The 26,711-nt window shown below is 29.5% G+C and carries 29 protein-coding genes; 22 read left to right on the top strand and 7 right to left on the bottom strand.

All coding sequences use genetic code 11. The features are described 5' to 3' along the window. Positions 1–82: 82 nt before the first annotated feature. Positions 83–1,108 carry a branched-chain amino acid aminotransferase gene (locus Q5O44_RS06010; protein ID WP_022167496.1) on the bottom strand — a complete coding sequence of 342 codons (1,026 nt, stop codon included), beginning with the start codon at positions 1,106–1,108 and terminating at the stop codon, positions 83–85. A 147-nt stretch (positions 1,109–1,255) separates the two neighbouring features. Here Q5O44_RS06010 and Q5O44_RS06015 point away from each other — a divergent pair, with 147 nt between their 5' ends. The 10 genes from Q5O44_RS06015 (at position 1,256) to Q5O44_RS06060 (ending at position 11,429) form a co-directional block, all read left to right on the top strand. Next, the gene (locus Q5O44_RS06015; protein ID WP_022167497.1) at positions 1,256–1,633 is read left to right on the top strand and encodes a RidA family protein; all 378 of its coding nucleotides are present in this window, start codon (positions 1,256–1,258) and stop codon (positions 1,631–1,633) included. A 198-nt stretch (positions 1,634–1,831) separates the two neighbouring features. Then, positions 1,832–2,899, top strand: coding sequence for an HD-GYP domain-containing protein (locus Q5O44_RS06020; protein WP_022167498.1), 1,068 nt, complete (start codon positions 1,832–1,834; stop codon positions 2,897–2,899). A gap of 98 nt (positions 2,900–2,997) precedes the next feature. Next, a complete protein-coding gene (locus Q5O44_RS06025) occupies positions 2,998–4,035 on the top strand; it encodes a PotD/PotF family extracellular solute-binding protein (protein ID WP_022167499.1) in 1,038 nt (345 codons plus the stop codon). A gap of 68 nt (positions 4,036–4,103) precedes the next feature. Beyond that, positions 4,104–4,661, top strand: a complete 558-nt coding sequence (locus Q5O44_RS06030; protein ID WP_022167500.1) for a DUF3867 domain-containing protein — start codon at positions 4,104–4,106, stop codon at positions 4,659–4,661. Between the two features lie 108 nt (positions 4,662–4,769). Further along, positions 4,770–6,326 (top strand): ABC-F family ATP-binding cassette domain-containing protein, encoded by a 1,557-nt coding sequence (locus Q5O44_RS06035; protein ID WP_022167501.1) that lies wholly within the window; start codon positions 4,770–4,772, stop codon positions 6,324–6,326. Positions 6,327–6,955: 629 nt separating this feature from the next. Further along, the gene (locus tag Q5O44_RS06040; RefSeq protein WP_022167502.1) at positions 6,956–7,546 is read left to right on the top strand and encodes a lysozyme inhibitor LprI family protein; all 591 of its coding nucleotides are present in this window, start codon (positions 6,956–6,958) and stop codon (positions 7,544–7,546) included. 121 nt (positions 7,547–7,667) lie between these two features. Continuing rightward, positions 7,668–8,879 carry a DUF819 domain-containing protein gene (locus Q5O44_RS06045; RefSeq protein ID WP_022167503.1) on the top strand — a complete coding sequence of 404 codons (1,212 nt, stop codon included), beginning with the start codon at positions 7,668–7,670 and terminating at the stop codon, positions 8,877–8,879. Between the two features lie 428 nt (positions 8,880–9,307). Further along, positions 9,308–10,078, top strand: coding sequence for a formate/nitrite transporter family protein (locus tag Q5O44_RS06050; protein WP_022167504.1), 771 nt, complete (start codon positions 9,308–9,310; stop codon positions 10,076–10,078). Positions 10,079–10,206: 128 nt separating this feature from the next. Continuing rightward, a complete protein-coding gene (locus Q5O44_RS06055; RefSeq protein WP_291659932.1) occupies positions 10,207–10,617 on the top strand; it encodes a peptide deformylase in 411 nt (136 codons plus the stop codon). A 179-nt stretch (positions 10,618–10,796) separates the two neighbouring features. Then, positions 10,797–11,429: a YitT family protein gene (locus Q5O44_RS06060; protein WP_022167506.1), complete on the top strand. Its 633-nt coding sequence runs from the start codon at positions 10,797–10,799 to the stop codon at positions 11,427–11,429. 120 nt (positions 11,430–11,549) lie between these two features. On the opposite strand, the gene Q5O44_RS06065 is transcribed toward Q5O44_RS06060, so the two are convergent. Next, positions 11,550–11,852, bottom strand: a complete 303-nt coding sequence (locus Q5O44_RS06065) for a spore coat protein (RefSeq protein WP_022167507.1) — start codon at positions 11,850–11,852, stop codon at positions 11,550–11,552. 4 nt (positions 11,853–11,856) lie between these two features. Then, positions 11,857–12,072 (bottom strand): hypothetical protein, encoded by a 216-nt coding sequence (locus Q5O44_RS06070; RefSeq protein WP_022167508.1) that lies wholly within the window; start codon positions 12,070–12,072, stop codon positions 11,857–11,859. Positions 12,073–12,462: 390 nt separating this feature from the next. Between Q5O44_RS06070 and codB the strand changes: the two genes are divergently transcribed. The 9 genes from codB to Q5O44_RS06115 all read left to right on the top strand — a co-directional run bounded on the left by codB (position 12,463) and on the right by Q5O44_RS06115 (position 21,364). After that, entirely contained in the window at positions 12,463–13,710 is a 1,248-nt protein-coding gene (gene codB, locus Q5O44_RS06075; protein ID WP_022167509.1) for a cytosine permease, read from the top strand. Positions 13,711–13,722: 12 nt separating this feature from the next. After that, positions 13,723–14,988, top strand: coding sequence for a cytosine deaminase (locus Q5O44_RS06080; RefSeq protein ID WP_022167510.1), 1,266 nt, complete (start codon positions 13,723–13,725; stop codon positions 14,986–14,988). Positions 14,989–15,135: 147 nt separating this feature from the next. Beyond that, positions 15,136–16,047 (top strand): DUF2935 domain-containing protein, encoded by a 912-nt coding sequence (locus tag Q5O44_RS06085; RefSeq protein WP_022167511.1) that lies wholly within the window; start codon positions 15,136–15,138, stop codon positions 16,045–16,047. 219 nt (positions 16,048–16,266) lie between these two features. Beyond that, on the top strand, positions 16,267–16,857 hold the full coding sequence (locus Q5O44_RS15230) for a zinc-ribbon domain containing protein (protein ID WP_022167512.1): 591 nt from the start codon (positions 16,267–16,269) through the stop codon (positions 16,855–16,857). Between the two features lie 100 nt (positions 16,858–16,957). After that, positions 16,958–17,431: an ASCH domain-containing protein gene (locus Q5O44_RS06095; protein ID WP_022167513.1), complete on the top strand. Its 474-nt coding sequence runs from the start codon at positions 16,958–16,960 to the stop codon at positions 17,429–17,431. An 18-nt stretch (positions 17,432–17,449) separates the two neighbouring features. Beyond that, complete coding sequence (locus Q5O44_RS06100) at positions 17,450–18,238, top strand: alpha/beta fold hydrolase (RefSeq protein WP_022167514.1); 789 nt, start codon at positions 17,450–17,452, stop codon at positions 18,236–18,238. A 32-nt stretch (positions 18,239–18,270) separates the two neighbouring features. After that, positions 18,271–19,644 (top strand): MATE family efflux transporter, encoded by a 1,374-nt coding sequence (locus Q5O44_RS06105; protein ID WP_022167515.1) that lies wholly within the window; start codon positions 18,271–18,273, stop codon positions 19,642–19,644. 18 nt (positions 19,645–19,662) lie between these two features. Next, a complete protein-coding gene (locus Q5O44_RS06110; RefSeq protein ID WP_022167516.1) occupies positions 19,663–20,409 on the top strand; it encodes a GNAT family N-acetyltransferase in 747 nt (248 codons plus the stop codon). Between the two features lie 151 nt (positions 20,410–20,560). Next, a complete protein-coding gene (locus Q5O44_RS06115; protein WP_022167517.1) occupies positions 20,561–21,364 on the top strand; it encodes an MBL fold metallo-hydrolase in 804 nt (267 codons plus the stop codon). Positions 21,365–21,387: 23 nt separating this feature from the next. Here Q5O44_RS06115 and Q5O44_RS15235 read toward each other — a convergent pair whose 3' ends face one another. The 4 genes from Q5O44_RS15235 to Q5O44_RS06130 all read right to left on the bottom strand — a co-directional run bounded on the left by Q5O44_RS15235 (position 21,388) and on the right by Q5O44_RS06130 (position 23,268). Next, entirely contained in the window at positions 21,388–22,059 is a 672-nt protein-coding gene (locus tag Q5O44_RS15235; protein WP_022167518.1) for a lysoplasmalogenase family protein, read from the bottom strand. Between the two features lie 97 nt (positions 22,060–22,156). After that, a complete protein-coding gene (locus Q5O44_RS06120; RefSeq protein ID WP_022167519.1) occupies positions 22,157–22,735 on the bottom strand; it encodes a manganese catalase family protein in 579 nt (192 codons plus the stop codon). Positions 22,736–22,738: 3 nt separating this feature from the next. Continuing rightward, the gene (locus Q5O44_RS06125) at positions 22,739–22,999 is read right to left on the bottom strand and encodes a spore coat protein CotJB (protein WP_022167520.1); all 261 of its coding nucleotides are present in this window, start codon (positions 22,997–22,999) and stop codon (positions 22,739–22,741) included. Then, a complete protein-coding gene (locus Q5O44_RS06130; protein WP_022167521.1) occupies positions 22,999–23,268 on the bottom strand; it encodes a spore coat associated protein CotJA in 270 nt (89 codons plus the stop codon). Before Q5O44_RS06130 ends, Q5O44_RS06125 begins: the two co-directional genes overlap by 1 nt. 134 nt (positions 23,269–23,402) lie before the next feature. Between Q5O44_RS06130 and Q5O44_RS06135 the strand changes: the two genes are divergently transcribed. From Q5O44_RS06135 to pepT, 3 genes are all read left to right on the top strand, one after another. Further along, on the top strand, positions 23,403–23,969 hold the full coding sequence (locus Q5O44_RS06135) for a hypothetical protein (RefSeq protein WP_022167522.1): 567 nt from the start codon (positions 23,403–23,405) through the stop codon (positions 23,967–23,969). An 81-nt stretch (positions 23,970–24,050) separates the two neighbouring features. Further along, entirely contained in the window at positions 24,051–25,454 is a 1,404-nt protein-coding gene (pepV, locus tag Q5O44_RS06140; RefSeq protein WP_022167523.1) for a dipeptidase PepV, read from the top strand. Between the two features lie 24 nt (positions 25,455–25,478). Next, positions 25,479–26,693: a peptidase T gene (pepT, locus tag Q5O44_RS06145; protein ID WP_022167524.1), complete on the top strand. Its 1,215-nt coding sequence runs from the start codon at positions 25,479–25,481 to the stop codon at positions 26,691–26,693. The last annotated feature ends 18 nt before the right edge of the window (positions 26,694–26,711 follow it).

Consider the following 26,711-nt stretch of genomic DNA (forward strand, 5'->3'; position numbering starts at 1 on the left):
TTTCATCCTTAATTCATAATTCGTAATTCATCATTCATAATTAACTAAGTTCATCATTAACTAAGTTCATCATTGATAATGTTTAATTTACTTTATAGATCCATCCTTCAGGTGCTTCAATATCACCAAATTGTATTCCACAAAGAATTCTATAAAGTTCTTTTATAACAGGACCTACTTCAGTTTCGCTATAGAAGACATGAAGTTTACCTTTATATTCAATTCCACCAATAGGAGTTATGACAGCAGCAGTACCACAGGCACCTGCTTCTTTAAATTCATCTAAATTATCTATATATACTTCTCGTTCATAAACAGGCATATGAAGATATTTTTCTGCTATTTCCATAAGTGAATATTTTGTGATACTTGGCAATATAGAAGGTGATTTTGGTGTAACAAATTCATTATTTTTAGTGATACCAAAAAAGTTTGCAGCACCAACTTCTTCAATTTTTGTTTGAGTTGCAGGATCAAGATAAATGCAATCAGCAAATCCTTTATCAGCAGAAAGTTTGTGTGCTTGAAGAGAAGCGGCATAATTACCTCCTACTTTTGTATGTCCAGTTCCACGAGGAGCAGCTCTGTCATATTCAGCTACATTAAAGTTACAAGGAGTTAATCCACCTTTAAAATAAGCACCTACAGGAATACAGAATACTGAAAAGATATATTCTGGTGCTGGTTTTACTCCAATGTTATGTCCAACTCCTATGACAAAAGGTCTTAAATATAAAGTTGCACCACTGCCATAAGGTGGAACAAAATGTTCATTTGCTTTTACTACCTGCATACAAGCATCAATAAATTTTTCAACAGGAATTTCTGGCATAAGTAGTTTTCTTAAGCTTGAATTTAATCTTTCAGCATTTCTATCAGGTCTGAATAATTGAATTGAACCATCTTTTGTTCTATATGCTTTTAGCCCTTCAAAGCATTGTTGTCCATAATGAAGAGCACAAGATGCTTCACTAATATGAAGATAGTTATCATCAGTAAGTGATCCATTATCCCAACTACCGTCTTTCCAAGTTGATATATATCGAAAATCAGTCTTTATATATTCAAACCCTAAATTATTCCAATCTAAATCTACAATTTTACTCATAAGTATCGCCCCTTTTATTTGTTTTATAATATTTTACCACTATTTACATTAATGTAAAACAAAGAATATGGAAAAATTAAATAATCTTCAAAAATATAGGCTAAATAGTATATAATCAATTTATGACATTATATAAGGAGGATAAAAATGAAAAAAGAAATAATATCAACAAAAAAAGCACCATCAGCAATTGGACCATATTCACAAGGTATGATAGTAGGAGATTATATATTTACTTCAGGTCAGATTCCTTTAAATCCTGAAAATGGACAATTAGTAACTGAAATCAGTAAAGCAACTGTACAAGTTATGGAAAATCTTTCAGCTGTATTAGAAGCAGCAGGAAGTTCATTAGAAAAGGTAATTAAAACAACAATTTTTCTTCAAGACCTTAATGATTTTGAAAAAGTAAACGAAATATATGGAAGTTATTTCAAAGAAAATTTACCTGCAAGAAGTTGTGTGCAAGTAGCTAAGTTACCTAAAGGGGCACCTATAGAAATAGAGGCAATAGCTACTAAATAATACAGAGTTTTATATAAAAATTTTAAAAAAAGCTAAATCATTTTAATAAAAATAAATGATTTAGCTTTTTTTTGATTAAAAATTTATGTATATTAAAATAAAATATAGAAAAAATAAAAAAATAAGTAGAAATACTTGTTATTATGGCGAAAATTGCAGTATAATATATATTAAAAAAATAATAGGAAGAGGAATACAATGAGATATGTACCAATTGGGGCTATTCGCGAAAATATGATTTTAGCAAAAAATATATATGGCGAAAAAGGGCAACTTTTATTAAATGCAGGATGTAAAATTTCCAATAAGTGTTTGGAAAGTATAATTTCAATGGGCTTTTCAGGAATTTATATTCAAGATTCTTTATCGGAAGATATTGAAATAGAAAGTATAATAAGCGATGAATTAAGAAGGAAAACTGTTGATGGGGTAAAAAATGTTTTCATATCAGTTGGAAATAATGAAAGACACCATGATCAATTTGAAGAATTAAAAAAAAGAATTGAAACTATTCTAGAAGAAATTCTAAATGATGACAACTTGATGATAAATATGACAGATTTAAAAACTTTTGACGAATATACATATCAGCATTCTGTAAATGTTGCAGTGCTATCAATGGTTATAGGTACAACCTTAAGCTTAAGTCATAAAGAAATGTTTAATTTAGGTCTAGCAGCTTTGCTTCATGATATAGGAAAGATATTTGTTAATAAGGAAGTGCTTAATAAACCAAGAAAATTGGATGCAAATGAAATGGAAATAATGGAAAATCATTCATATCTTGGATATAAGTATTTAAAGAGCAGATATGAGTTTTCTGTTTCAACATACATTGGAGTATTAGATCATCATGAAAGATATGACGGAACAGGATATCCTAATAATAAAAAAGGTAAGGATATTTCACTTTTTGGTAGGATAATAAATGTTGCAGATGTATATGATGCATTAACATCAGAAAGACCATATAGAAGTGGACTTTTACCAAGTGAAGCTATGGAGTATATCATGGGTGGATCAGGAAGGCATTTTGACCCAGAAATAGTGGAAGTATTTATTAGAAAGATAGCACCATATCCGTTGGGGACGTGTATTAGATTAAGTAATGGCTATGAGGGAATAGTAGTAAAGAATTATCAAGAATCATCCCTTAGACCATCCATAAGAGTTTATAAAATTGATGGTGAGTCAGTGGAGCCTTTTATTATTAATTTAAAAGATGACAAGCAATATCTTTCTTCCGTTATAGATAGAAGTAGTTAAAGAAAATTAATATAGCAAATTAATATGCAAATATACAATATATATTTGCATATATTACTCTATATAAACAATACATATTACTGAAAGGAAAATAATAGATGAAAAAGATAATAGCTATTTTTACAATTTTTATGATGATATCTACATCGATGATAGCATGTGAAAAAGAAGAAAAAACTACAATTAACTTTTTAAATTGGGGTGAAAATATTGCAGAAGGGTTAATAGATGAATTTGAGAAAAAATATAATATAAAAGTAAATGAAGTATTTGTGGATGATAATGAAGCTATGTATCAGGAACTTACTTCTGGAAAAATTCAATACGATGTGGCGGTTCCAGGGGATTATATGGTGGAAAGGTTGATTTCAGAAGGTAGATTAGAAGAACTAGATAAACAAAATATACCTAATTGGACTGAACTTTTACCAAGCAATTTAAATAGAAGCTTTGATCCAGGTAATGTTTATTCACTTCCATATATGAATGGAACTATAGGGATAGTATATAACACAGAGCTAATTAGTGAAGATATAAATAGCTGGAGCGATATGTGGAATCCTAAATATAGAGATGAAATATTTGTTTTAGATTCTCAAAGAGATGCTATAGGTATGGCACTTAAATATTTGGGATATTCATTAAATAGTACTGATGAAATAGAACTTGAAGAAGCTAAAGCTGCTTTAATTGAGCAAAAGCAATTAGGAACTATTTATGGAGCGGACAATGTTAAGGATTTAATGATATCTGGTGAAAGAGCTATAGCAATGATTTGGTCAGGAGAGGGACTTACTTTAGCAGATGAGTATGACAATTTAAAATATATAGTACCAAAGGAAGGTGCTAATTTCTGGATAGATTCATTAGTAATTCCAAAAGGTACTAAAAATAAAGAAGCAGCAGAAATATTTATCAACTTCTTATGTGAAAAAGACAGTGCATACAGAATTGCTGAAGAAATAGGGTATACTACTCCACATGAAGGTGCCATGATGGAACAAGATGAAGATGTGAGAAATAATCCAGGGGCATATATGCCTGAAGAAGTTATGGACAAGTGTGAAAGCTATAAGTATTTAAATACAGAAGAGTTATTAAAATACGAAAAAGTATGGCTTGAAGTTAAAAGTTAAAATTAGTAGTATAATGAATAATTTTGGTATATAATAAATAATAAATGGTGCTTAGGAGGGTAAGCTGAATGGATAAGATAATTGATTTTAATGAACTTAAGAACAAGGTAAATGAAAAAGACATAGATAATTTCGAGTCTTATATATATAGCTTATACTATAAAATGGCTGAAGGTAAATTGACTATGGCTGAATTCACAAAAGAAATGACAGCGTATATGGAAAATAACAATATTTCTCAAGATAAGTTCTTAAAGATTCAAACTAAACTTATGGAGAGATATGGATTAGACACTAAGGGTTTTGAAGAGCAAATTAAGGCACTAGGCTTAGATAAATTAACTAATAATCCTGTAGATTATGAACAAGCTAGGAAGACAATGAGTTTTCAAGAAAAATATAAAGACAGAATTAAGGTAAAGCCAATTACTGAATACTATATAAAAAATGATAAAAATAATGTAGTAATTTTGTTGGATGATCACAATGTAATCATAAGGAGCGAAGGCAAGGTTGACCTAGTTGATATTGAATTAAATGAATTCTTATGTTCATATAGGAAGACTTTAAATGATGATAAATTAAAAATCATCATTTGCGATTATAGCAAGGAATATGATTACTAAAATTAGAAAGAAATTTCTATTTATTTTAGTTTAATATAATGTATAATAGAGAGAGTGTGATTCTTAGTTTAGGTTTCGCACTCTATTTTTACGCTTAGGAGGAACAAGATGAGTGTACTAACAGTAAAGAATATCAGTCACGGTTTTGGTGATAGAGCTATATTTGAAGATGTATCATTTAGATTACTTAAAGGTGAGCACGTAGGTTTAATAGGTGCTAACGGTGAAGGTAAATCTACTTTTATGAATATAATTACAGGAAAGCTTATGCCTGATGAAGGGAAAGTTATCTGGAGCAACAGAGTGAGAGTTGGTTACATGGATCAACATGCTGAACTTGAAAAAGGATTAACTATAAGAGAAGTATTAAGAAGTGCATTTAAGTACCTATTTGATATGGAAGCTGAAATGAATGAGCTTTATGGAAGAATGGGAGAAATGACAGATGATGAAATGAATAAGGCCCTTGAAAGAACAGCAGTTATTCAAGATATGTTAGATAACAATGGGTTTTATGTAATAGATGCTAAAGTAGAAGAAGTAGCAAAAGGTCTTGGGCTTTTAGATGTAGGTCTAGATAGAGATGTTACTGAGCTTAGTGGTGGACAAAGAACTAAGGTATTACTGGCAAAATTATTATTAGAAACACCAGATATATTATTACTGGACGAGCCTACTAACTACCTTGATGAAGAACATATAGAATGGTTAAAGAGATTCTTACAAAATTATGAAAATGCATTTATATTAATATCACACGATATTCCATTCTTAAATTCAGTAATTAATTTAATATATCATGTGGAAAATAGACAGCTTACAAGATATGTTGGTGATTACTATGAATTCCAAAGAATATATGAAGCAAATAAGGCACAATTACAAGCAGCTTATGAAAGACAACAAGCTGAAGTAGCACAACTTAAAGATTTCGTTGCAAGAAATAAAGCAAGAGTTGCTACAAGTGGTATGGCTAAGGCTAGACAAAAGAAGCTTGATAAGATGGAAATGATTGAACTTGCAGCTGAAAAACCAAAGCCAGAGTTTAACTTTAAGCAAGGAAGAACTTCAGGTAAGGTTATCTTTGAAACTAAGGATCTTGTTATAGGATATAATGAACCATTAACAAAACCATTAAATATATCAATGGAAAGAGGTCAAAAGATTGCTCTTGTTGGAGCTAATGGTCTAGGAAAAACAACTCTTTTAAAGAGCTTAATGGGTAAAATACCTGCACTTAGTGGAGAAGTTCATTTAGGAGATTATCAACAAATAGGTTACTTTGAACAAGAAATAAAAGAAGCAAACTACAATACTTGTATTGAAGAAGTTTGGGAACAATTCCCTTCTAAGACTCAATATGAAATAAGATCAGCTCTAGCAAAATGTGGTTTAACAACTAAACATATTGAAAGTAAAGTTTGTGTATTAAGTGGGGGAGAACAAGCTAAGGTAAGATTATGTAAGCTTATTAATGAAGAAACAAATATCTTAATCCTAGATGAGCCTACTAACCACTTAGATGTTGAAGCTAAAGATGAGTTAAAGAGAGCTTTAAAAGAATATAAAGGAACAATACTTTTAGTATGCCACGAACCTGAATTCTACAGAGACGTAGTTACTGATATTTGGAACTGTGAAGAGTGGACAACTAAAGTAGTTTAGTGGTTAAGTTAGAGATAGAGTTAATTATGAATTATCAGTGATGAATGCTTAGGAAAATTAAAAATTAAAAATGGAAAATTAATTTGATTGGTTGAATTTTAGTGCATTAATATGAAGTGATAAGTAGCATGAGAAATATAACTTTATAGTTAATAAATAAGAGATAGAAGTTAATAGTTAATGAAGAAACTCCTTTAGGGGAGTTTCTTTTTGTTTATAGTGAAAAGAATGAGTCAGAAATAAAAGGTATTGAGGTTGAGATTATAATGGTAGAAGGTGAAAATACTACTAAGTTAAAATATAATTCATTAAAAACTAATAAAGTAAGTGCTTTACTTTTTTTGAAGTAAGTTATCACATAGAATTACTATAGTTCCTGCAAAAAATAATATAAAATTTATAAAAAGCAACTTCAATCATTGTAATTTTTAGTTATTACATTTAAATGATGCGAATTTATTTAAATATATAATAATTTTGTAAACTGTTACTGAAATTATTAGAATATATGGTAAAATTATATATAAAAAAGGGGTTTTGTTTAATGAAAAATAAAGATGAAGATAGTAAAATTTTTTTTTTTTTAATATTACAAAATTAAAAACTGATAAAGTGGTATGGAGGTATTTATGAATAAGATAAAATTAGTATGTACAATAAGTATAATAACCATAATTGGTGGTACTCTGTTTGGTTGTAATAATCAAAGTTCAAAGCAAACAGTAAATGATACAAGTAACAGTATGATTAGTGATTCTGATAGTAGTAAACCACAACAAATAGTAGATGATACTAAAGCAAATGAAGATATTAAAACAACAGATATACCGGATGTAGTAAGTAAAGTAGAAGGAAGGAGAAACGAGTATATAGAGAGATTAGATAACATACAAAAAAAGCTTGATGAATTACCAGAAAAGAAGAATGCCGATGAAGGTATTACAAATGCTATGAAGAGTTATTATGGAAAAGCTTATGAAATGTATGATAAAGAACTCAATGATATTTATGCTTTGCTAAAAGAGGAGTTATCTCCAGAGATAATGAATGATTTAGAAATTAAACAGCTTAAATGGATAGAGGAGAAAGAGGGAAAAGCTAGGGAAGAAGAAGCAAAGTTCAAAGGAGGAACTTTTGAGCCTGTTGCAGGATATATAGTTTTGTATGAAGCAACTAAGGAAAAATGTTATGAATTAGTAAATCAGTATATGACAGATTAATTAAAATAAAAGTTAGTACATTTTAGTGCTAGCTTTTTATATACTTTAAATTTACATAAGAGTCATTACAGTATAAAATAGATAGGGAAAATATCACAATAACAAATAGAGGAGGAATATGATGAATACATTAATTAGTGCTGATAATACCTGGGCACTATTATCAATTATGTGTGTTTCTGTGGCAATAGCTATATGGCTTGAGCAGAAATATGCGTGGGCAGCTAAAATTTCTGGTGCTATATTAGCTCTTATATTAGCTATATCATTTACTAATTTAAATATAATACCAACAAATAGCCCGCTTTATGATGATGTAGTATGGGGATTTGCAGTACCTCTTGCCATTCCATTATTACTTTTACAATGTAATATAAAAAAGATTTGGAAAGAAACAGGAAGACTTTTAATTATCTTTTTAATTGGAGCAGTAGGATCTTGCATAGGAGCATTTATTGGCTATTTCTTATTGAAAAACAATATTAGTGAGTTAAATGGTCTTGCAGCCATGATGACTGGTTCTTACATAGGTGGAGGAATTAACTTTACAGCTTTAGCAGATGCATTTAGTGTTTCTGGAACTATGATTTCAGCAACAACAGTAGCTGACAATCTTGTAACAGCAACTTCCATGTTTTTATTATTATCAATACCAGCTGTAGGTTTCTTTAGAAAACATTTTAAACATCCACATATAGATGAAGTAGAGAGCTCTACTGATGGTGCTAGTGCTGAAATTGCAGCTGCAGCTTATTGGAGTAAAAAAGAAATTTCTTTAAAAGATATTGCAATTAATTTTGCTTATGCTTCAATTGTAGTTACTATTTCAAGATTAATTGCAGAAGCGTTAGGTAACCTTATTCCAACAGGAAATATAATGCTTAATATATGTAATACTTTTTTAGGAAGTCAGTATATTTGGATAACTACTATATCAATAATTGTTTCTATGGCTTTTGAAAAACAAATTGAAGGTATTTCAGGATACAATGAAATAGGTACATATTTAATTTATTTATTCTTCTTTGTAATAGGTGTTCCAGCATCTATACCAATGATTATAACAAATGCACCTTTATTATTTGTTTTTACATTAATAATTGCTTTAACAAATATGATTTTCTGTTTTGTGTTTGGTAAGCTTTTAAAATTCAACTTAGAAGATATAGTATTAGCATCTAATGCTAATATAGGAGGTCCAACAACAGCAGTAGCTATGGCTATTTCTAAAGGATGGACAAAACTTATTGGACCAATTATGCTTATTGGAACTTTAGGGTATGTAATAGGAACTTATTTTGGGATAATTGTAGGTGGCTTATTAGGAGCATAGTAATGAATAAAGCATTCATATACACATGGTTAGATATTTAAAGATGTGTAATATGGGTGCTTATTATTTTTGGCTTTATAATGAAATATAGATAGAAGATTTTTATAGGGAGGAATTAAAAAGTGAAAGAAAATAAATTAATTATGAAGCTATTAAAATAGATTGGAAATGGTAATAAGCTGCCTATACATGAAAAGTGGAGGTGGTTTTTTATGTTTAAGATAAAAGTAAAGCTTTAGAATGTATATTTAAAGACAAAGTATTGATAAAAAAATATCAAGAAATAATAGAAAATGTGATAAAAAACAGAATAAGTGCTAAAAAAATACTAAAAGTGTGATAAAAATCACGGTAATAAGTGGTAATGTAAGTTATTATATTAACAAGAGATAGTTATAAAAATAACAAATGATGATGGAGGAAATTTAATGTTTAAGGAAGAGTTTAACAAAGTTGCAGGTGCAGCTAGTGCAAAAAATCAATTATTAAAAAATAATAAGCTAGGATATTTTATTTCATCTATGTTAGCAGGAATCTATGTAGGTATGGCCATAATGCTTATTTTTACAATTGGAGGATTACTTACAGCAGCAGGATCAGCAGCCACTAAGATCATAATGGGTATTTCTTTTGGAGGAGCTTTAAGCTTAGTTGTTTTTGCTGGCTCTGAATTATTTACTGGTAATAATTTTATCATGACAGTTGGATCATTAAATAAAGCTGTATCATGGATAGATACTATAAAAGTGTGGGTAGCAGCTTTTATTGGTAATTTAGCAGGATCAATACTTGCAGGATATATGTTCTATTTAACAGGGCTTGCTAAAGGATCAGTTGGAGAATTTATTGCAAATACGGCAGCTACCAAGATGAGTTTGCCAGCTAGTGAATTATTCTTTAGAGGGGTATTTTGTAATATACTAGTTTGTTTAGCAGTATGGTGTACTTTTAGATGTAAAGATGATATATCAAAATTAGTAATGATATTCTGGTGCCTATTTATCTTTATAACATGTGGTTTTGAACATAGTGTTGCTAATATGACATTACTTACTATAGCACTTTTAGCTCCAGGAACAGCAGCAGTAAGCATATCTGGATATATTTATAATATAGGAATGGTTACTTTAGGTAATATGGTTGGAGGAATACTATTTGTAGCAATTCCATATTACTTAATATCAAAAAAATCACAATAAGATAATTAATAAGAGCTCTAATTTAGTTTGCTAAATTAGAGTTTTTTTTATTAAAATGTATAAGAAAATAATATGATAATATAGATATGTTATTGTATATTATAGATAGAAGAAAGGTTGGAATTGAAATGATAAAACCAATTATGAAAGATGTATTATTTTTAGCACAGAAATCAGAAGAAGCCACTAAGGATGATCTATATATTGTTGATGATTTGATAGATACATTAAGAGCTAATTTAGATGATTGTGTAGGTATGGCTGCAAATATGATAGGTGTTAAGAAACGTATTATAGTATTTTCAGTAGGAGAGATGATAGTTCCAATGATTAATCCTATAATAACAGATAAAAAAAATTCTTATGAAACGGAAGAATGTTGTTTGTCACTAACTGGATTTAGAAAGACTAATAGATATGAAAGTATAGAAGTTGAGTACTTTGATAAAGAGTTTAAAAAACAAAAAGGAAAATTTACAGGATTTGTAGCTCAGATTATCCAGCATGAAATTGATCATTGTAATGGAATAATAATTTAATAAATAATTATTTAATAGTAATGAAGCACTTTTAATGCTTCATTTTTTCTTCAATAAAAAAATAAAAAACAGTGTTATGATGAAAAATAGAATAAAGCTGAGAAAAATGGAAAAAAATGATTGACGAAACTTAGTGTAAATGATAACATAAAAATGTTAAAGAAAGGTTGTGTGTTAATGTGAAGCTATATATTAAAAAAATATTTTGTTTTTTATTAGGATGTTTTATTATTCAAATAGGATGTGCTGCTTTTATAAATGCAAATACAGGGGGAGATTCTTGTGTAGTATTTATTCAAGGAATAAGTAAGGCATTAAATATTACTGTTGGTTCTGCAAATTACATATTTATGTTTTGTGCTTTAGTACTATTATTAATTTTTGCAAGGAATAAAATAAGTTTAGGAACTTTTTTAACTACACTTGCTGCAGGAATGTTTTTAGATATAGCCAATGAAGCTATACAAAAGTTATCTATTGAATCAATGCCTTTTGTGGTACGTATACTTGTAGTTGCTATAAGTTGTGTAGTTATTTCTATTGGTTTTTCAATTCAAAAAACTGCTAATTTAGGAGTGGCGCCACATGATGAAATTCCATTTGTAATTTCAGAATCATTTAAAATTCAATATAGATGGATTAGAATTTGTTTAGATTTAACATATGTAGTTGCTGGATACTTATTAGGTGGAGTTTTTGGTTTAGGAACAATTGTAGCAACATTACTTTTAGGACCTACAATTCAATTTTTCTTACCTATAGTTGAAAGACCAGTAAAGAAGTTTTTAGGTACTAGTACAGCAATAGTTTAGTTATATAAAATATTAAAGCATTAATAAAGAGAATGCTTTTTTTTGGACAAGACTTTAATGATTTAATATACATATAAAAAGAGTTAGGAATTTTCCTAACTCTTTTTATTTAGTAAGGACTTAATCCTTATTAGCAGCTGTGTTGCTAGCACAATTATAGGCACAAGAAAGCATGTTCACAGGTGATTCATATGGCTTTAACCATTCTTTTTTTACAGCTAATGCTGTAAGAGCTGTATGACCTTCTACCATTTGACCTATAGCAGCAGAGTAAATAGCTCTAAGTTCAGGAGTAGTACTTGTTAAAGCAGAAGTAAGATAAAGCATTGCTCCATCTTTTGCTGCTGTCATCATACTTTCAGATATTACCTTATCATCAATATTTACATTGTCTTTAATCAAATCTCCAATTACTTTTAGCATTTTACTATTCCTCCTTATTAGTTAAAATGTTATTTTCATTAATGAATTGAATTAATCCATTTATTCTTCCTTCTGCAGCTAGAATGCTTGATTCTGACTGTCTCTTTAAATCTTCATCTGTAATTACAGTGTTTAAAGCTCTTTGCATTTTAAGGCCGTCACTTTCAGCTTTTAATATAGCTGTTAAAGATAAAATTTCAACTTGTGAAAGTTGCTTCATATTGATATCACTCCTAATAAAATTTTTAAAAATTAAAAAACATATATCTTAGGATGTGTCATAAGCTTTAAATTATCCTAGGAATTTTATGTAATAAAAATAAAATAAAATTATATTGACTTATTCCGACAAAAAAGTATATAATATCTTCAAGAAAACTAGTCCTTTAAATTTAGTCCAGAGAGACTAATAAGGTCGAAAGAATACGGCAGATAAAATAATTAGATAGAATTAAAGAATAGCGTGATATATGCAAAATATGAAAGTATTTTACGTGCTTAATATGAATATCTAATTATATGTGTAAACGACCTTTCTATATTTTTAGAAGGGTCGTTTTTTGCACATAAGTACTGGTTTTCCTAAATATACAATTTAGGAGGATTAAAAATGGAAGAAAAATTAATAATGGAAGAAAGAATAGATGATCATGATTATGCTTTAGAACATGTTCATCAGAAAGATAAAAAGGGATTCTTTTCAATGTTTGTAGTAATGCTTGGTTTTACATTCTTCTCAGCAAGTATGCTGACAGGAGGAAACTTAGGGACAGGCTTACCTTTAAAAGATTTCTTTATAGCAGTAGTTATAGGTAATTTAATATTGGCATGTTACACAGGAGCACTGGCATATATAGGGGCAGATACAGGACTTTCAATGCATTTGCTTGCTAGATATTCTTTTGGAGAAAAGGGATCATATGTAGCATCATTTATAACTAGTATAACTCAAATAGGTTGGTTTGGAGTAGGTATAGCAATGTTTGCAATACCAGTGGCAAATAGATTTAATATAAATTTATATCTTTTAGTAGCAATTACAGGTATATTAATGACGGCAACAGCTTACTTTGGAATGAAGTCACTAACAATATTAAGTGCTATAGCTGTTCCAGCAATAGCAGTATTAGGTAGTACATCAGTAGCAATGGCAACAAGTTCAGTAGGTGGAGTTCAAGGATTAATGAACATAGAACCAACTACTAAAATGGCATTAGTAACGGCGGTAACTTTATGTGTAGGTTCATTTATAAGTGGAGGAACAGCAACACCAGACTTTGCTAGATTCTCAAAAAATAAAAAAGTTGCAGTATCAACTACAGTTGTAGCATTCTTTATAGGAAATTCATTGATGTTCTTATTTGGAGCTGTAGGAGCAATGGTTACAGGAAATTCTGATATAGCAGATGTAATGTTCTCTCAAGGATTAGTAATACCTGCAATATTGGTTTTAGGATTAAATATATGGACAACTAATGATAATGCTTTATATACATCAGCATTAGGACTTTCAAATATAACAAAGCTTCCTAAAAAGAAATTAGTAATAGCATGTGGATTAATTGGAACAGTAGGCTCAATATGGCTAAATAATAATTTTACAGCATTCTTAACTTTTCTAAATTCAATGCTTCCTCCAGTAGGTGGAATAATAATAGCAGATTACTTCTTTGTAAAGAAAAGAAAATATGATACTATGGATAATACAAAATTTAAAAATATAAATTGGATTGCAATAGTAGCATTTTTAGTAGGATTTATAGTGGCTAATGTTGTGTCGGTAGGAGTTATAGCATTAAATGCAATAGTAACAACAATTTTAGTTTATGTAATAGGAACAAAAATAACTAACAGATAAGGTGATAATATTATGTTAATTAAGAAAGTAAGACTTTTAGATAGAGATGGATTATTTGATATAAGAATAACAGATGGAAAATTTGAAGCAATAGCTGAAGAAATTCAAGCTAAGGAAGGTGAAGAAATTATAGAAGGAAATGGAGCATTAGCTTCAGCTCCTTTTATAGAACCACATATTCATTTAGATACTACATTAACAGCTGGAGAGCCAGAGTGGAATAAAAGTGGTACGCTTTTTGAAGGAATTGAAAGATGGTCTCAAAGAAAAGAGTTTTTAACAAAAGAAGATGTTAAAAATAGAGCTAAAAAAGCTATTGAATGGCAAGTTGCAAATGGAATTCAATTTATTAGAACTCATGTGGATGTTACTGATGAGAGTTTAGTTGCATTAAAAGCAATGGTAGAAGTAAGAGAAGAAGTTAAGGATTATGTTACTTTACAAATAGTTGCTTTCCCACAAGAAGGAATTCTTTCATATCCTAATGGGTTAGAATTAGTTGAAGAGGCTATAAAATTAGGAGCAGATGTTATTGGAGCTATACCACACTTTGAGTTTACAAGAGAATATGGGGTAGAATCTATAAATAAGATTTTTGAATTAGCTAAAAAGTATGATGTATTAGTGGATGTTCATTGTGATGAAATAGATGATGAGCAATCAAGATTTTTAGAAGTTGTAGCAACAAGAGCTTTAGAAAGTGGTTTAAAGAATAAAGTAACAGCAAGCCATACTACTGCTATGGGTTCATATAACAATGCATATACATATAAACTTTTTAGATTATTAAAGATGTCAGGAATAAACTTTGTGTCTAATCCTTTAGTAAATACACATTTACAAGGAAGATTTGATACATATCCAAAGAGAAGAGGAATAACAAGAGTTAAAGAATTAAATGAAGCAGGAATTAATGTATGCTTTGGTCATGATGATATATTTGATCCATGGTATCCAATGGGAACAGGAAATATGTTAGAAGTAGTTCATTTTGGCTTACATGTATGTCAAATGATGGGATATGATGATATAAATGAGTCATTAAAATTTATCTCAACTAATAGTGCAAGAACATTAAATATAGAAGACAAGTATGGAATTGAAATAGGCAAGCCAGGAAATTTAATATTACTCAACGCTGAAAGCGGATATGATGCCGTTAGAAGAAGAGCAGAAGTATTATATTCTATAAGAGAAGGAAGAGTAATTGCTAAAACTATACCAAGCAAGTCTTATATAAATGTGAATGAAGAAAAAGAAGTGACATTTAAAAGATAGTGGAGAATGTTTTTAAAAAGAGTTAGTGCTCATAGCTAGCTCTTTTTTGCTAGAGGAAAATTACCAGATGGCTGATGGAAGAGCAAGGTAAGTAATAGAATTAAATTTTTTATAGTATAATATAAAAAACTTATATGGAGCAAAAATATGATAAGTAGAGAAGAATATGTCATGCAGTCACTGGAACTACATCTTTTTTGGGGAAGGATAATGAAAGAGCACTTATTGTTTTTAGAAGCTGGATTTGCAGGAAAGAATACCAGGTTAATTAAGGAAGCAGAAAATTATAAAGTTAGTTTTGAAAAGTTTTTATTAGAAGTAGTAAAGCTTGCCAATGGTATTGTTAGGGAGAGTATAATAGATTCAGGAGAGATTTTCACAGAATATACTTTAGAAGCTGAAAAGAAAACAAAGTATTATACAGGCTTAGAGATTAATTGCAAGATAACTTTAATGGAAAGTCATCTTCAATGTAAAAATAAGAAAATAGCTGATGTGAAGACTTCAGATTGTGTAAAGAATTTAAATTGCAGGGCTATAAAGATGCTAGACAAGTTAATATGCTTTAAAGAGAAGGTTTTAGAAGAAGTGATTAGCTGTAAGCTATTTACTTCTAATTACCCTATGATGCTTGAACATATAATAGAAGAGGCTAAAAAGTACCAGCAGAATATAAAAGATCTTGAAAATAATATTGATATAGAGCAATATAAAATTAAAAAAGTAGAGAGATTTTGGAATGAAATCTTCATGGAGCATGCCATGTTTATTAGAGGGATGCTTGATCCAAGTGAAGAAAAGCTCATAAATTCTGCTGATAAGTTTGCTAAGAAATTTAAAGAGTTAATGAAAAAAACATCTGATATTAATGAAGCTACCAGTACCACTATTGTAAGTGATACATTGATTGAGACAGCCAAATTAATTGATTTTAAGAAGGCAGCCACCAAGGGCATATTAGGATGTGAGATAAAGTCAATAATCCTACCACTTCTTTCAGACCATGTGCTAAGGGAAGCAAATCATTATTTAAGGATTTTAGAAGCTTATGAAGAATAAAGCTTTAAATAATGTAGCAGAAGAGCAGGTTTTTTACCTGCTCTTATTGATTTTAAATTATATATAAACCTAAATCTTATAATCATATAATAATCACAAGTATAAAAAATAGATTTCCTTTTTATTATATGATAACATAATAAATATATTTATATTATTTGAAAATTTATTAAGAGAATATATGGTTAATATAAAAATGAAGATAATTGGAGGTACATAGTGATTAAAAGAGAGTGTAAGCAATGTGGAGAAGAATTTACACTGACAGATTCAGAAATGAAATTTTATAATGAGAAAGGTCTTAATCTGCCAAAGAGATGTAGTGAATGTAGAAATAAAAATAAAAATATAAATAATAATGAGAAAGATAATATAAAAGAGCCTAATATTAAAAAGGTTAGTACAAATAATAAAAGTAAAACATTTAGAAATATAATTATAGTGGCATTACTACTGCTTTTATCATTTATAGGTAAGGTATTTAATATAGATTTAGATGCCTTAAATATAGGCAGTATTTTACAAAGTCAGCAAACAGGTACTGTTTTAGAATTCCGTAATGATAATTTATGGGAAGAACACTTTATTAAGCATGGTAGTGAATTTGGTTATTCCACAAAAGAAGAATATTTACAGGGGGCCAATGAAGTAGTTGCTTCAGCTTATTCTAAACATAAGAAAGAAGCTGAAGATGGAGATGATATATATTATGATACAGAAAATAATGAAATTGTATTTGTATCAGAAGATGGATATATAAGAACATACTTTAAGCCAACTGATGGAATTAATTATTATAATAGGCAATAGAATAAAGAGGTAGCAATTAGCTATCTCTTTATTTAATTGCAGTAAAGTTAACTAAATGATAAAATTATCAATGGAAATAAAATGTAAATGGAGGGTTAAAATGGAAAATAATAGTGTTGATATAATGTGGAAAAAATATTTAAAGTCTATTGGTGAAAATGAAGAGGATACAAACTTATCATATACGTCGTGGTATTTTGGAGGAGATAAGCAAATAGCCGATGAGTTGGCTGAACTTACTATAAAAGGTGATAAAAGAGCTACAACATCACTACATTACTTATATGAAATAGAAAAAGAAGAAGTACCTAAAGTAGGAGAATTATCAATAATAACTGACTTTGATGGAAATGCTAAATGTATAATTAAAACAACAGATGTAAAGGTGCTTCCTTTTTCTAAAGTAGATGAAAAGTTTGCATATACAGAAGGAGAAGGAGATAAGTCATTAGAATATTGGAGAAGAGTGCATATTAAAGCTTTTAATGATGAACTGAAGGAGTTATCTATTGATATGGAGTTTTCTGAAGATATGTTAGTGGTATGTGAAATTTTTCAAGTTATATATAAATAAAAATGAAGGTGATTTTTATTGATTAAAGATAGCATTACAAGCAAGAGAGGAAGAGTTTTTTATTGGATAGAGAGAAATACAAGTGATAAGTGCATTGTTTTTATCCATGGGTTAACAGCTGATCATACATTATTTGATAAGCAAATTGATTTTTGGAGCAGAGGTTATACAGTAATAACTTTCGATATGCCATTACATGGTGAATCACGTCCATATAATGATTTTACTTTTTATAATGTTGCTGATGATTTAAAGAGTATTTTGATGAAGGAAAAAATTACTCATATTGTAATAGCAGGACAATCAGCAGGTGGATATGTAGCACAAGCTTTTACTCAAAAATATGCTAAATATGTAGATGCTTTTATTGGTATAGATACTACACCTTTTGGAAAGTCATATTATAAATGGTTTGAAATATTTTTTACAAGACATTTTACAGCTATGGCAAGATTATATCCATTTAATTATTATTGTAAGACTGTTGCAAGTGCATCAACTTATACAGAGGAATCTTACGAATCCCTTTATAAGTCTGTAGCAAAGTTAGGCAAAAAAGGTATGCTACAATGTGGAGAAGCTATATTCAAGGATTTTCCTAATTATGATGAAGTAAAATTCAATTGCCCTGTATTATTGGTGGTGGGAGAACATGATATGATCGGTTATGTAAAAAAATATAATGAGTTATGGCATAGTATGAGAGGATATCCTCTTACTATAATTCCTAATGCATCACATAATTCAAACTATGATAATTATGAGGAGTTTAATAAAATAGTAGATAATTTTTTAGAAAATATTTAAAAAAGATAAATAAGGTTAAGGGGAAATTTAAGATGAGGGTAAATCTTGTAAAAGATAATATATTAAAGGCATTAATAGTTTTTGCTATGCCAATTTTGATTTCTAATATATTTCAGCAGCTATATAATACCATGGATACAATGATTATAGGAAATATATTAGGAGATAAATCCCTTGCTGCTATAGGTGCATGTGCAGCAGTTTATGAATTGCTTATAGGCTTTGCTCTAGGTATAGGAAATGGACTTAGCATAGTAATTGCTAGAGCTTATGGAGCAGGGGATAAAAAGCTTTTAAAAAGATCAGTAGCAGCTTCATTGGTTATTGGACTAGTTGTAACTATGATAATAATGATTTTTAGTAAGATATTTTTATACCCGTTGCTTAAGGTATTGCATACACCAGCTAATATAATTGAAGAATCATATTCATATATATCAACTATAACTATCTTTGTTGGTGTTATGTTTGCTTATAATCTTTTAGCAGGATTGCTTAGAGCTATAGGAAATAGTTTGATGCCATTAGTATTTTTAATTATTTCATCAGTTATAAATGTGATTTTAGATTTGGTTTTTATAGGTAAATTTAATATGGGTATAAAAGGGGCAGCAGTTGCAACGGTTATTGCCCAGGGAATATCAGCAGTGCTTTGTTTAATTTATATAGTAAAGAAATGCAAGATACTTATTCCAGATAAAAATTGTTTCAAGCTAGATAGAGGCTTGTATGGAGAACTTGTAGGACAAGGGTTATCTATGGGATTTATGATGTCTATTGTATCAGCTGGAACTATAATATTACAAAGCGCAATTAATAGTTTAGGTTATCTTATTATTGCAGGACATATAGCTGCAAGAAAGCTTAATAGTTTTTGTATGATGCCTGGAGCTACTGTAGGTATGGCACTGGCCACTTTTGTTTCTCAAAATAAAGGAGCAAAAGAATATAAGCGTGTAAGGCAAGGCGTAAAGGTAGCCAACATACTAGTTATAAGTTGGGGCATAGTTATTTCTATTATTTTATTTTTTACTGCACCATTACTGGTTAAGGGCCTTTCAGGTTCTAATGAGGAAATAATTATTAATAATGGAGCATTATATTTAATAATAAATGCACCATTTTATACAGTACTAGGGATATTGCTTAATTTACGAAATTCTCTTCAAGGGCTAGGAGAAAAGCTTATTCCGCTTATATCAAGTGTAATTGAATGTTTAGGAAAATATATATTTGTTGCATTATTGATACCTAAGTTGAATTACATGGGAGTGATTATTTGCGAACCAATCATATGGTGTTGCATGACAGTACAGTTGGCATATTCTTTTTACAAAAATCCATTGATTAAGCAGATAAAATATCAAGCAGGAGGATTAAAAAAGAGCAAGGTAAGAGAAATTTAGGTATATTTGGGGGAATATATGGAAGATAAGATATTGGCAAAAGTGAAAAAACAGTTGGCCAAAGATTATAATTGTAGTGTGAAAGATTTCGAAAATAAAGATAATATCATAACAGAGGCAAAAGTTATTAGAGGTAATAGAATTTATATAGAAGATAACAAGATTTTGAAAATTTTAATCTTTAATGGTAAGGCAATTATTAGTACCAATAGCTATTTAAAAGAATGGTGTCATAAGGATATTGCTAAGGTGCCTGGGGAGTGGATGTTTTTAACATCAGTATTAAGAAGGATTGATAAAAGGTTAGGTGAATTTGGCTATGAAATAGATAATATTCATCACTGTTATTTGCCTCATTATGAGGAAAGTTATAGCTATAAAGATGACAAGAGTTTAAGATGGTATGAGGGGGAAGAAATAGAGCAGTTTAGAAATGATAAGAGATTTGATGAAGCTTTTGCTTTTGATAGAAGATATCCTGATGTTTTAGGGGTGGCAGCTTTAAATGAAGAAGGAGATATTATTGGTATGGCAGGTGCCAGTGAAGATTGTGAGGAAATGTGGCAGATTGGTATAAATGTATTGCCAGAAGCAGAGGGTCAAGGAATTGGTAAAAAATTAGTGTCTGTTTTGAAAAATGAGATATTAAGAAGAGGAAAAGTTCCCTTTTATAGCACTGTGGAATCACATATAATTTCACAAAAGACTGCACTTACCAGTGGGTTTTATCCAGTTTTTGCCGAAGTGATGCTGAGAAAAAAGTAAGGTAAAGATAGATAAGTTTTAAGATTAAGAGATAGTTATTTTAATTATGATTTAACTATCTCTTTTATATTTTATGGAGAAAAGGTAATTTAAGCTTTTAATCAATAAAGGTTTCTTGTATAATTCTTGGTAATAAAGGGAGGCGATGAAGATGGAAAAATTAACTTTTATGGGCACTGGATCGGCTATGGTAACTAAGTGCTATAATACATGTTTTACAATAAGTAACAATGATGAGTATTTTCTTGTGGACGCAGGTGGAGGAAATACTATTCTTACTAATTTAGAAAAAAGTAATATTAGTATAAATAGTATTCATAATATGTTTATTTCTCATAATCATAATGATCATATCCTAGGTGCTATATGGGTTATTAGAGCTATTGCTAATAATATGTTAAAGGGAATATATGAAGAGAGTTTTAATATTTATTGTCATGAAAAATCAATAGAAGCTTTAAGGAATATATCTTCATATGTTTTACAAAAGAAGTTTTTAAATTTATTTGATGAAAGAATAATATTTCACGCCATAGAGGATGGCACAGAAGTAGAAATACTAGGAAGAAAGACGAGATTTTTCAATATACATAGTACAAAGGAATTACAACATGGCTTTACTACCATATTAAATAATAAGAAAACTCTTACTTTTTTAGGGGACGAGCCATATAGAGAAGTATTAAAGGAGTATTGTGAAAATGTAAATTATCTTTTACATGAGGCCTTTTGTCTCTATGAAGAAAGAGACATATTTAAACCGTATGAAAAACATCATGCTACAGCTAAGGATGCGTGCATTAATGCTAAAAATTTAAATGTGGATAATGTTATACTATATCATTCAGAGGATAAAAATATATTACAAAGAAAATCACTTTATATAGCAGAAGGAAAGGCAGTTTTTCATGGTAATATATTTATGACAGATGATTTAGATGAGATAAAACTATAAATATAATAAATAGCTAATTATACTTAGTATAGTTTGTTAAAGTTCAAGGCTAATATGCCTTGACCAATATAGTAAGTAAATAAATTTAATAGCATTAGTATTGAGGATGAATAAGGGGAAAATAGGATAAATAGCAGTATAAAATCTGATAATGAAAACATAAGTGTGCTTATTATCAATGAATAAATAGCAGATTTATTATGGATTTCCAATGTAATAAGTGAAAATGATTTGCTTAACATCAATGTTAGAACCATTGAATAAATCAGTACTAAGAAATAGTAGCCATTAAAAGAGAAATATTTATTAATAGAAATAAATAAAGTAAATGGAATATAAATTATAAAGAATAATAAAATATCTTTATGGTTAAAAGGAACTTTTCTACAAAAACCATTAATGAACAAAAGATGGCAAATAAAAAAACATATAATACCTAATAGAAAAAACACTGGTATATATGACATAGTAATAAGAATATCACCAAAAAGGCAGAAAATAAGTCCACAGAATATGCTTTTAAAGAATATACTGTCTTTGGGATGTCTTTTATAGCTAAAGAAAGCCATTAAAACAAAGCAGATACTGGCACAAGTTTTGAAAAAAATAACCATATAAATGGAAGCAAATATAAAGCTGTATATTGTGAAAAAAAGAAAACATATCATAATTATAAATAAAACATAAGGAATCATTATATCACCTGTAAAATTTTGATATCCTTATTATTGCCATATTTTAAAAGTGTAAAACATATAAACTAGCTATCTACAGATAGCTAGTTTATATGCTTTATTTACAATTAGGGTTTTTAGAAGAAAGATTTTCTTGTACATGCATTAGTGTTTCACCAAATCTTTGATAATGAACAACTTCTCTTTCTCTTAAGAAACCAAGAATTTTTTTAATTTCATAATCATCTGTTAGGTTTAAAAGCCATTCATATGTTGCTCGAGCTTTTTGTTCAGCGGCTAAATTTTCATGTAAATCAGCTATTACATCACCTTTAGATTGAAAAAATGTAGCAGTCCAAGGGTTTCCTGTAGCATCTGTAGGATATACACCTTTACCGTGATCTGCATAATGGCCAGCAAGACCTGCTTTTTTTATTTCATCTATTGTAGCATTTTCCATTATCTGATATACCATTGTAGAAATTATCTCTACATGAGCCATTTCTTCTGTACCGATGTCATTTAACATACCTTTAGATTTATTGGTAGGCATAGAAAATCTTTGGCTTAAATATCTTAGAGCTGCTGAGAGTTCGCCATCAGGACCACCAAATTGAGTTATAAGGAGTTTTGCCATATTTAAATCAGAACATTTTAAATTAACAGGAAATTGAAGAGTTTTTACATAGCACCACATATATTATTCACCATCCTTACATTTTTCCCATGGCCAAGGGGTATCTATCCAAGCTTCTGGATTTTGGAGATAAGCTAGTCCAAAATTCGTTAGAGGACCACATTGTTGTTCATATTCATAGATTGCCTTTTTTAACTTTGAAGACATTATTTCATAATCTTCAGCTGATTTTTCGCAACATGGGAAACTATCAGTATAAAGGTTTAAATCAACACAGTAAAATAACATTTTTCTAATGTCGTTTAATAAATCTTCTTTGCTCATCACTTGACCTCCTTAACATATTTTACATCACAATAAGGACTATAAAGGTCTTTGAATATAGTTCCAGCATAAAAAGCATAATTTAAATTAAATAGATGTTCATAAGGCTGTAAAGTGATATAAGGTTTTGCGTATATATCTGGTGCAAATACTTTATAAGATTCATAACAATTTACTTTTGGATTACAGGCTGTGTTACAAGAAACATCACAAGGATCATTTATACAATCATTGCAGTTTATACATTCATTTTTTCTATAAAAGTACATTAAATATCCCTTCATTAATTAATGTTATATAAGATAATATTATGCAATAAAAAAGAAAAAAGTGTCAAAAAATTAAAGAGCAGATAAATAGTTGTTGATATAATAAGAGAGTTTTTTATTAGGAGGAAATAATAATGGAAGAAAAAAAGATTACAGAAAGTAATTATTTTAGTCTTGTCAATAAGACTGTACTAATTTTTATAGCAATTATTACAGCGTTTTTAATTACTGGTATTGGATTAGAAGTAAAAGCAGGAATTAGAAGCTTAAGTTTCTTAATAATAATGTTTGGAATAAGTGTAATAGGATTTTCTATAGCATTAAGTATTTATTATAAAGATCAGAATTCTAAGACTGTTGGGTGGGTTTTAAGTATAACGTCAGAAATTATTTATTTTATAACTCTTTTATCATCAGAAGTAAAGACCACATTTATCTTTGCTTTTCCACTGGCAGTGTTACTGACTCTATATAGAAATAGGAAACTTATAGCATTTCAATCAATTACCATGCTTTTAATAATATTAATATATGTGTTGAAACAAAGTAGAATAGAACTTTCTAGTGATTTAATGGTTATGCTTGGTGGAAGCTTGTTGTTTATTCCATGTGTAATTTATGCAAGTAAATTTTTAAGAATGCTTACAAATCAAGTTATAGCTACTGTATATGAAGTTGAAGAACATTTGTATAAAAATTAGTTTAAATAATGGTTTATTATAGAAATAAGTATAATAAAGTATTAAAATAGTAATATATTTTTTAGAGGGAGATGACATACGGTGTATAAAGATAGAATTGAAGAATATTTCAATATCCATAAGGATGAAATGATTAATGATATATTTAAGCTTATAAGAATAAAAAGTGATAAAGGTGAAGCTAAAGAAGGAATGCCTTTTGGTGAGGGACCTGCCAAGGCTTTGGAAGAAGCATTAAGTATTGCAGCTTCTATGGGATTTACCACTAAAAATTACGAAAATTACGTAGGAACAGTAGATTTTAATGAAAAAGAAAAGGCACTAGATATTTTGGCTCATTTAGATGTAGTACCAGTAAGTGATGAATGGACAGTAACAAAACCATTTGAACCTATAATAAAAGATGGAAAGCTTTATGGTAGAGGAGCTTCTGATGATAAGGGACCAGCGGTAACAGCTTTATATGCCATGAAGGCAGTAAAAGATTTAAATATTCCATTAAATAAGAATGTGAGGATTATTCTTGGAACTGATGAAGAGTGTGGAAGTTCAGATATAAAGTACTATTATAATAGAGAAGAAGAAGCACCTATGACTTTTTCGCCAGATGCAGATTTTCCTCTTATAAATGTTGAAAAGGGAAGTTTTAAGCCAGAATTTAGAGCAGAATTTGAAGAAGATAAAAAGCTTCCAAGGATAGTTTCTGTAAATTCAGGGGTAAAGGTGAATGTTATTCCAGACAGAGCTTCTGCAGTGATAGAAGGTATAAGTTACAATGAGCTTTTAGGCTATTGTGAAAGAAAATTTTTACCTTTAGGTATAACATATAAAATTACAGAAGAAGATAATAAATGTGTAATTAATATAAGAGGTACAGGAGCACATGCAGCTTATCCTGAAAGTGGTAATAATGCACTTACTGCTATGCTTGAATTATTATGTGAAATGCCTTTTGCAGAAAGTGAAGGATTTAAAAGGTTATGTGCTGTAAATAAATTATTCCCACATGGAGACTATAAAGGAAAAGCTATAGGAGTGAATATCAGTGATGAAGTATCAGGAGAACTTACTTTATCATTTACTATCTTTGAATATAATATGACTTCCTTAAAAGGAACTTTTGATTGTAGAGCACCACTTTGTGCTACTAACGAAAATTTAAGAGATGTTGTGGCAAAGAATTTAAAGGATAATGGTATCATTTTAGAACCATGTGAAGTTTTACCAGGACATCATGTTGATGAAAATTCAGAATTTGTTCAAACACTTTTAAGTTGTTATGAAAAATATAGCGGTCAAAAGGGAGAGTGTCTTGCCATTGGAGGAGGCACATATGTCCATAACTTAAAAAATGGTGTGGCATTTGGATGTACAATGCCAGGAACTGATAATAATATGCATGGTGATGATGAATTTGCCGTAGTAGATGAATTAATTTTAAGTGCCAAGATATTTACTGAAGCAATAATTCAACTTTGCAGCTAGAATATAGTTAAGGAGAGATTGATTATGAAAGCATATGAAAGATTGTTAAAATACGTTAAGGTTTATACTATGTCTGATCCAAAATCTGAAACTGTGCCATCAACAATGAGACAATTTGATTTAGCACATATGTTGGTGGAAGAAATGAAAGAATTAGGATTAAAAGACGTAAGAGTTGATGATAAGTGCTATGTATATGGATATATTCCAGCAACTGAAGGATATGAAGATAGAAAAGCAATAGGGCTTATAGCACACCTTGATACTGCACCAGCGGCTCCAGGAGAAAATGTAAATCCACAAATAGTAGAAAATTACAATGGCCAAGATATTACTTTATTAAATGGCACTGTTATATCAGTTAACAAATTTCCACATTTAAAGGAATTAAAAGGAAGAACACTTATAACAACAGATGGAAATACTCTTTTAGGAGCTGATGATAAGGCTGGTATAGCAGAAATACTTACAGCTTGTGAAAGAATAATTAATGAAAATATACCTCATGGAAAGATATGTGTAGGCTTTACGCCAGATGAGGAAATTGGTAGAGGGGCTGCTCATTTTGATGTAAAGAACTTTGGAGCAGATTTTGCTTATACAATAGATGGAGGTATAGAAGGTGAGATTTCTTATGAAAACTTTAATGCCTCTGCAGCGGAAATAGAAATCCATGGTGTATCTGTGCATCCTGGAAGTGCAAAAAATACCATGATTAATGCAGTAAACGTAGGTATAGAGTTAAATGGAATGCTTCCATCATGTGAAAAACCTGAACATACTGAAGGTTATGAAGGATTCTATTATTTGGAGAGTTTTAATGGTAATACTGATTATGCTAAAATGAGCTATATTTTAAGAGATCATGATAATAGCAAGCTAGAAGCCAAAAAAGCAACATTATTATTAGCTGAAAAGTTAATCAATGAAAAATATGGAGAAGGTACAGTAAAAATTACTATATCAGATCAATATAAGAATATGGCAGAACATGTTAAGCCATGTATGCATTTAATAGATAATGCTATAGCTGCCATGAAGGCTTTAAATGTAACGCCAATAATTGAGCCAATAAGAGGTGGTACTGATGGAGCTACATTAAGCTATATGGGATTACCTTGTCCTAACTTAGGTACAGGTGGATTTGCTTATCATGGTGAGTATGAACATATAACTGTTGAAGGCATGGATATATGTACAGATATAATAGTAGAAATCTTAAAAAATTATGCTAAATAGTTATGAATTAAGCCAAAT

The organism is Clostridium sp. CAG:221 (assembly GCA_000435835.1).
Taxonomy (GTDB): Bacteria; Bacillota; Clostridia; order Clostridiales; family Clostridiaceae; genus Clostridium.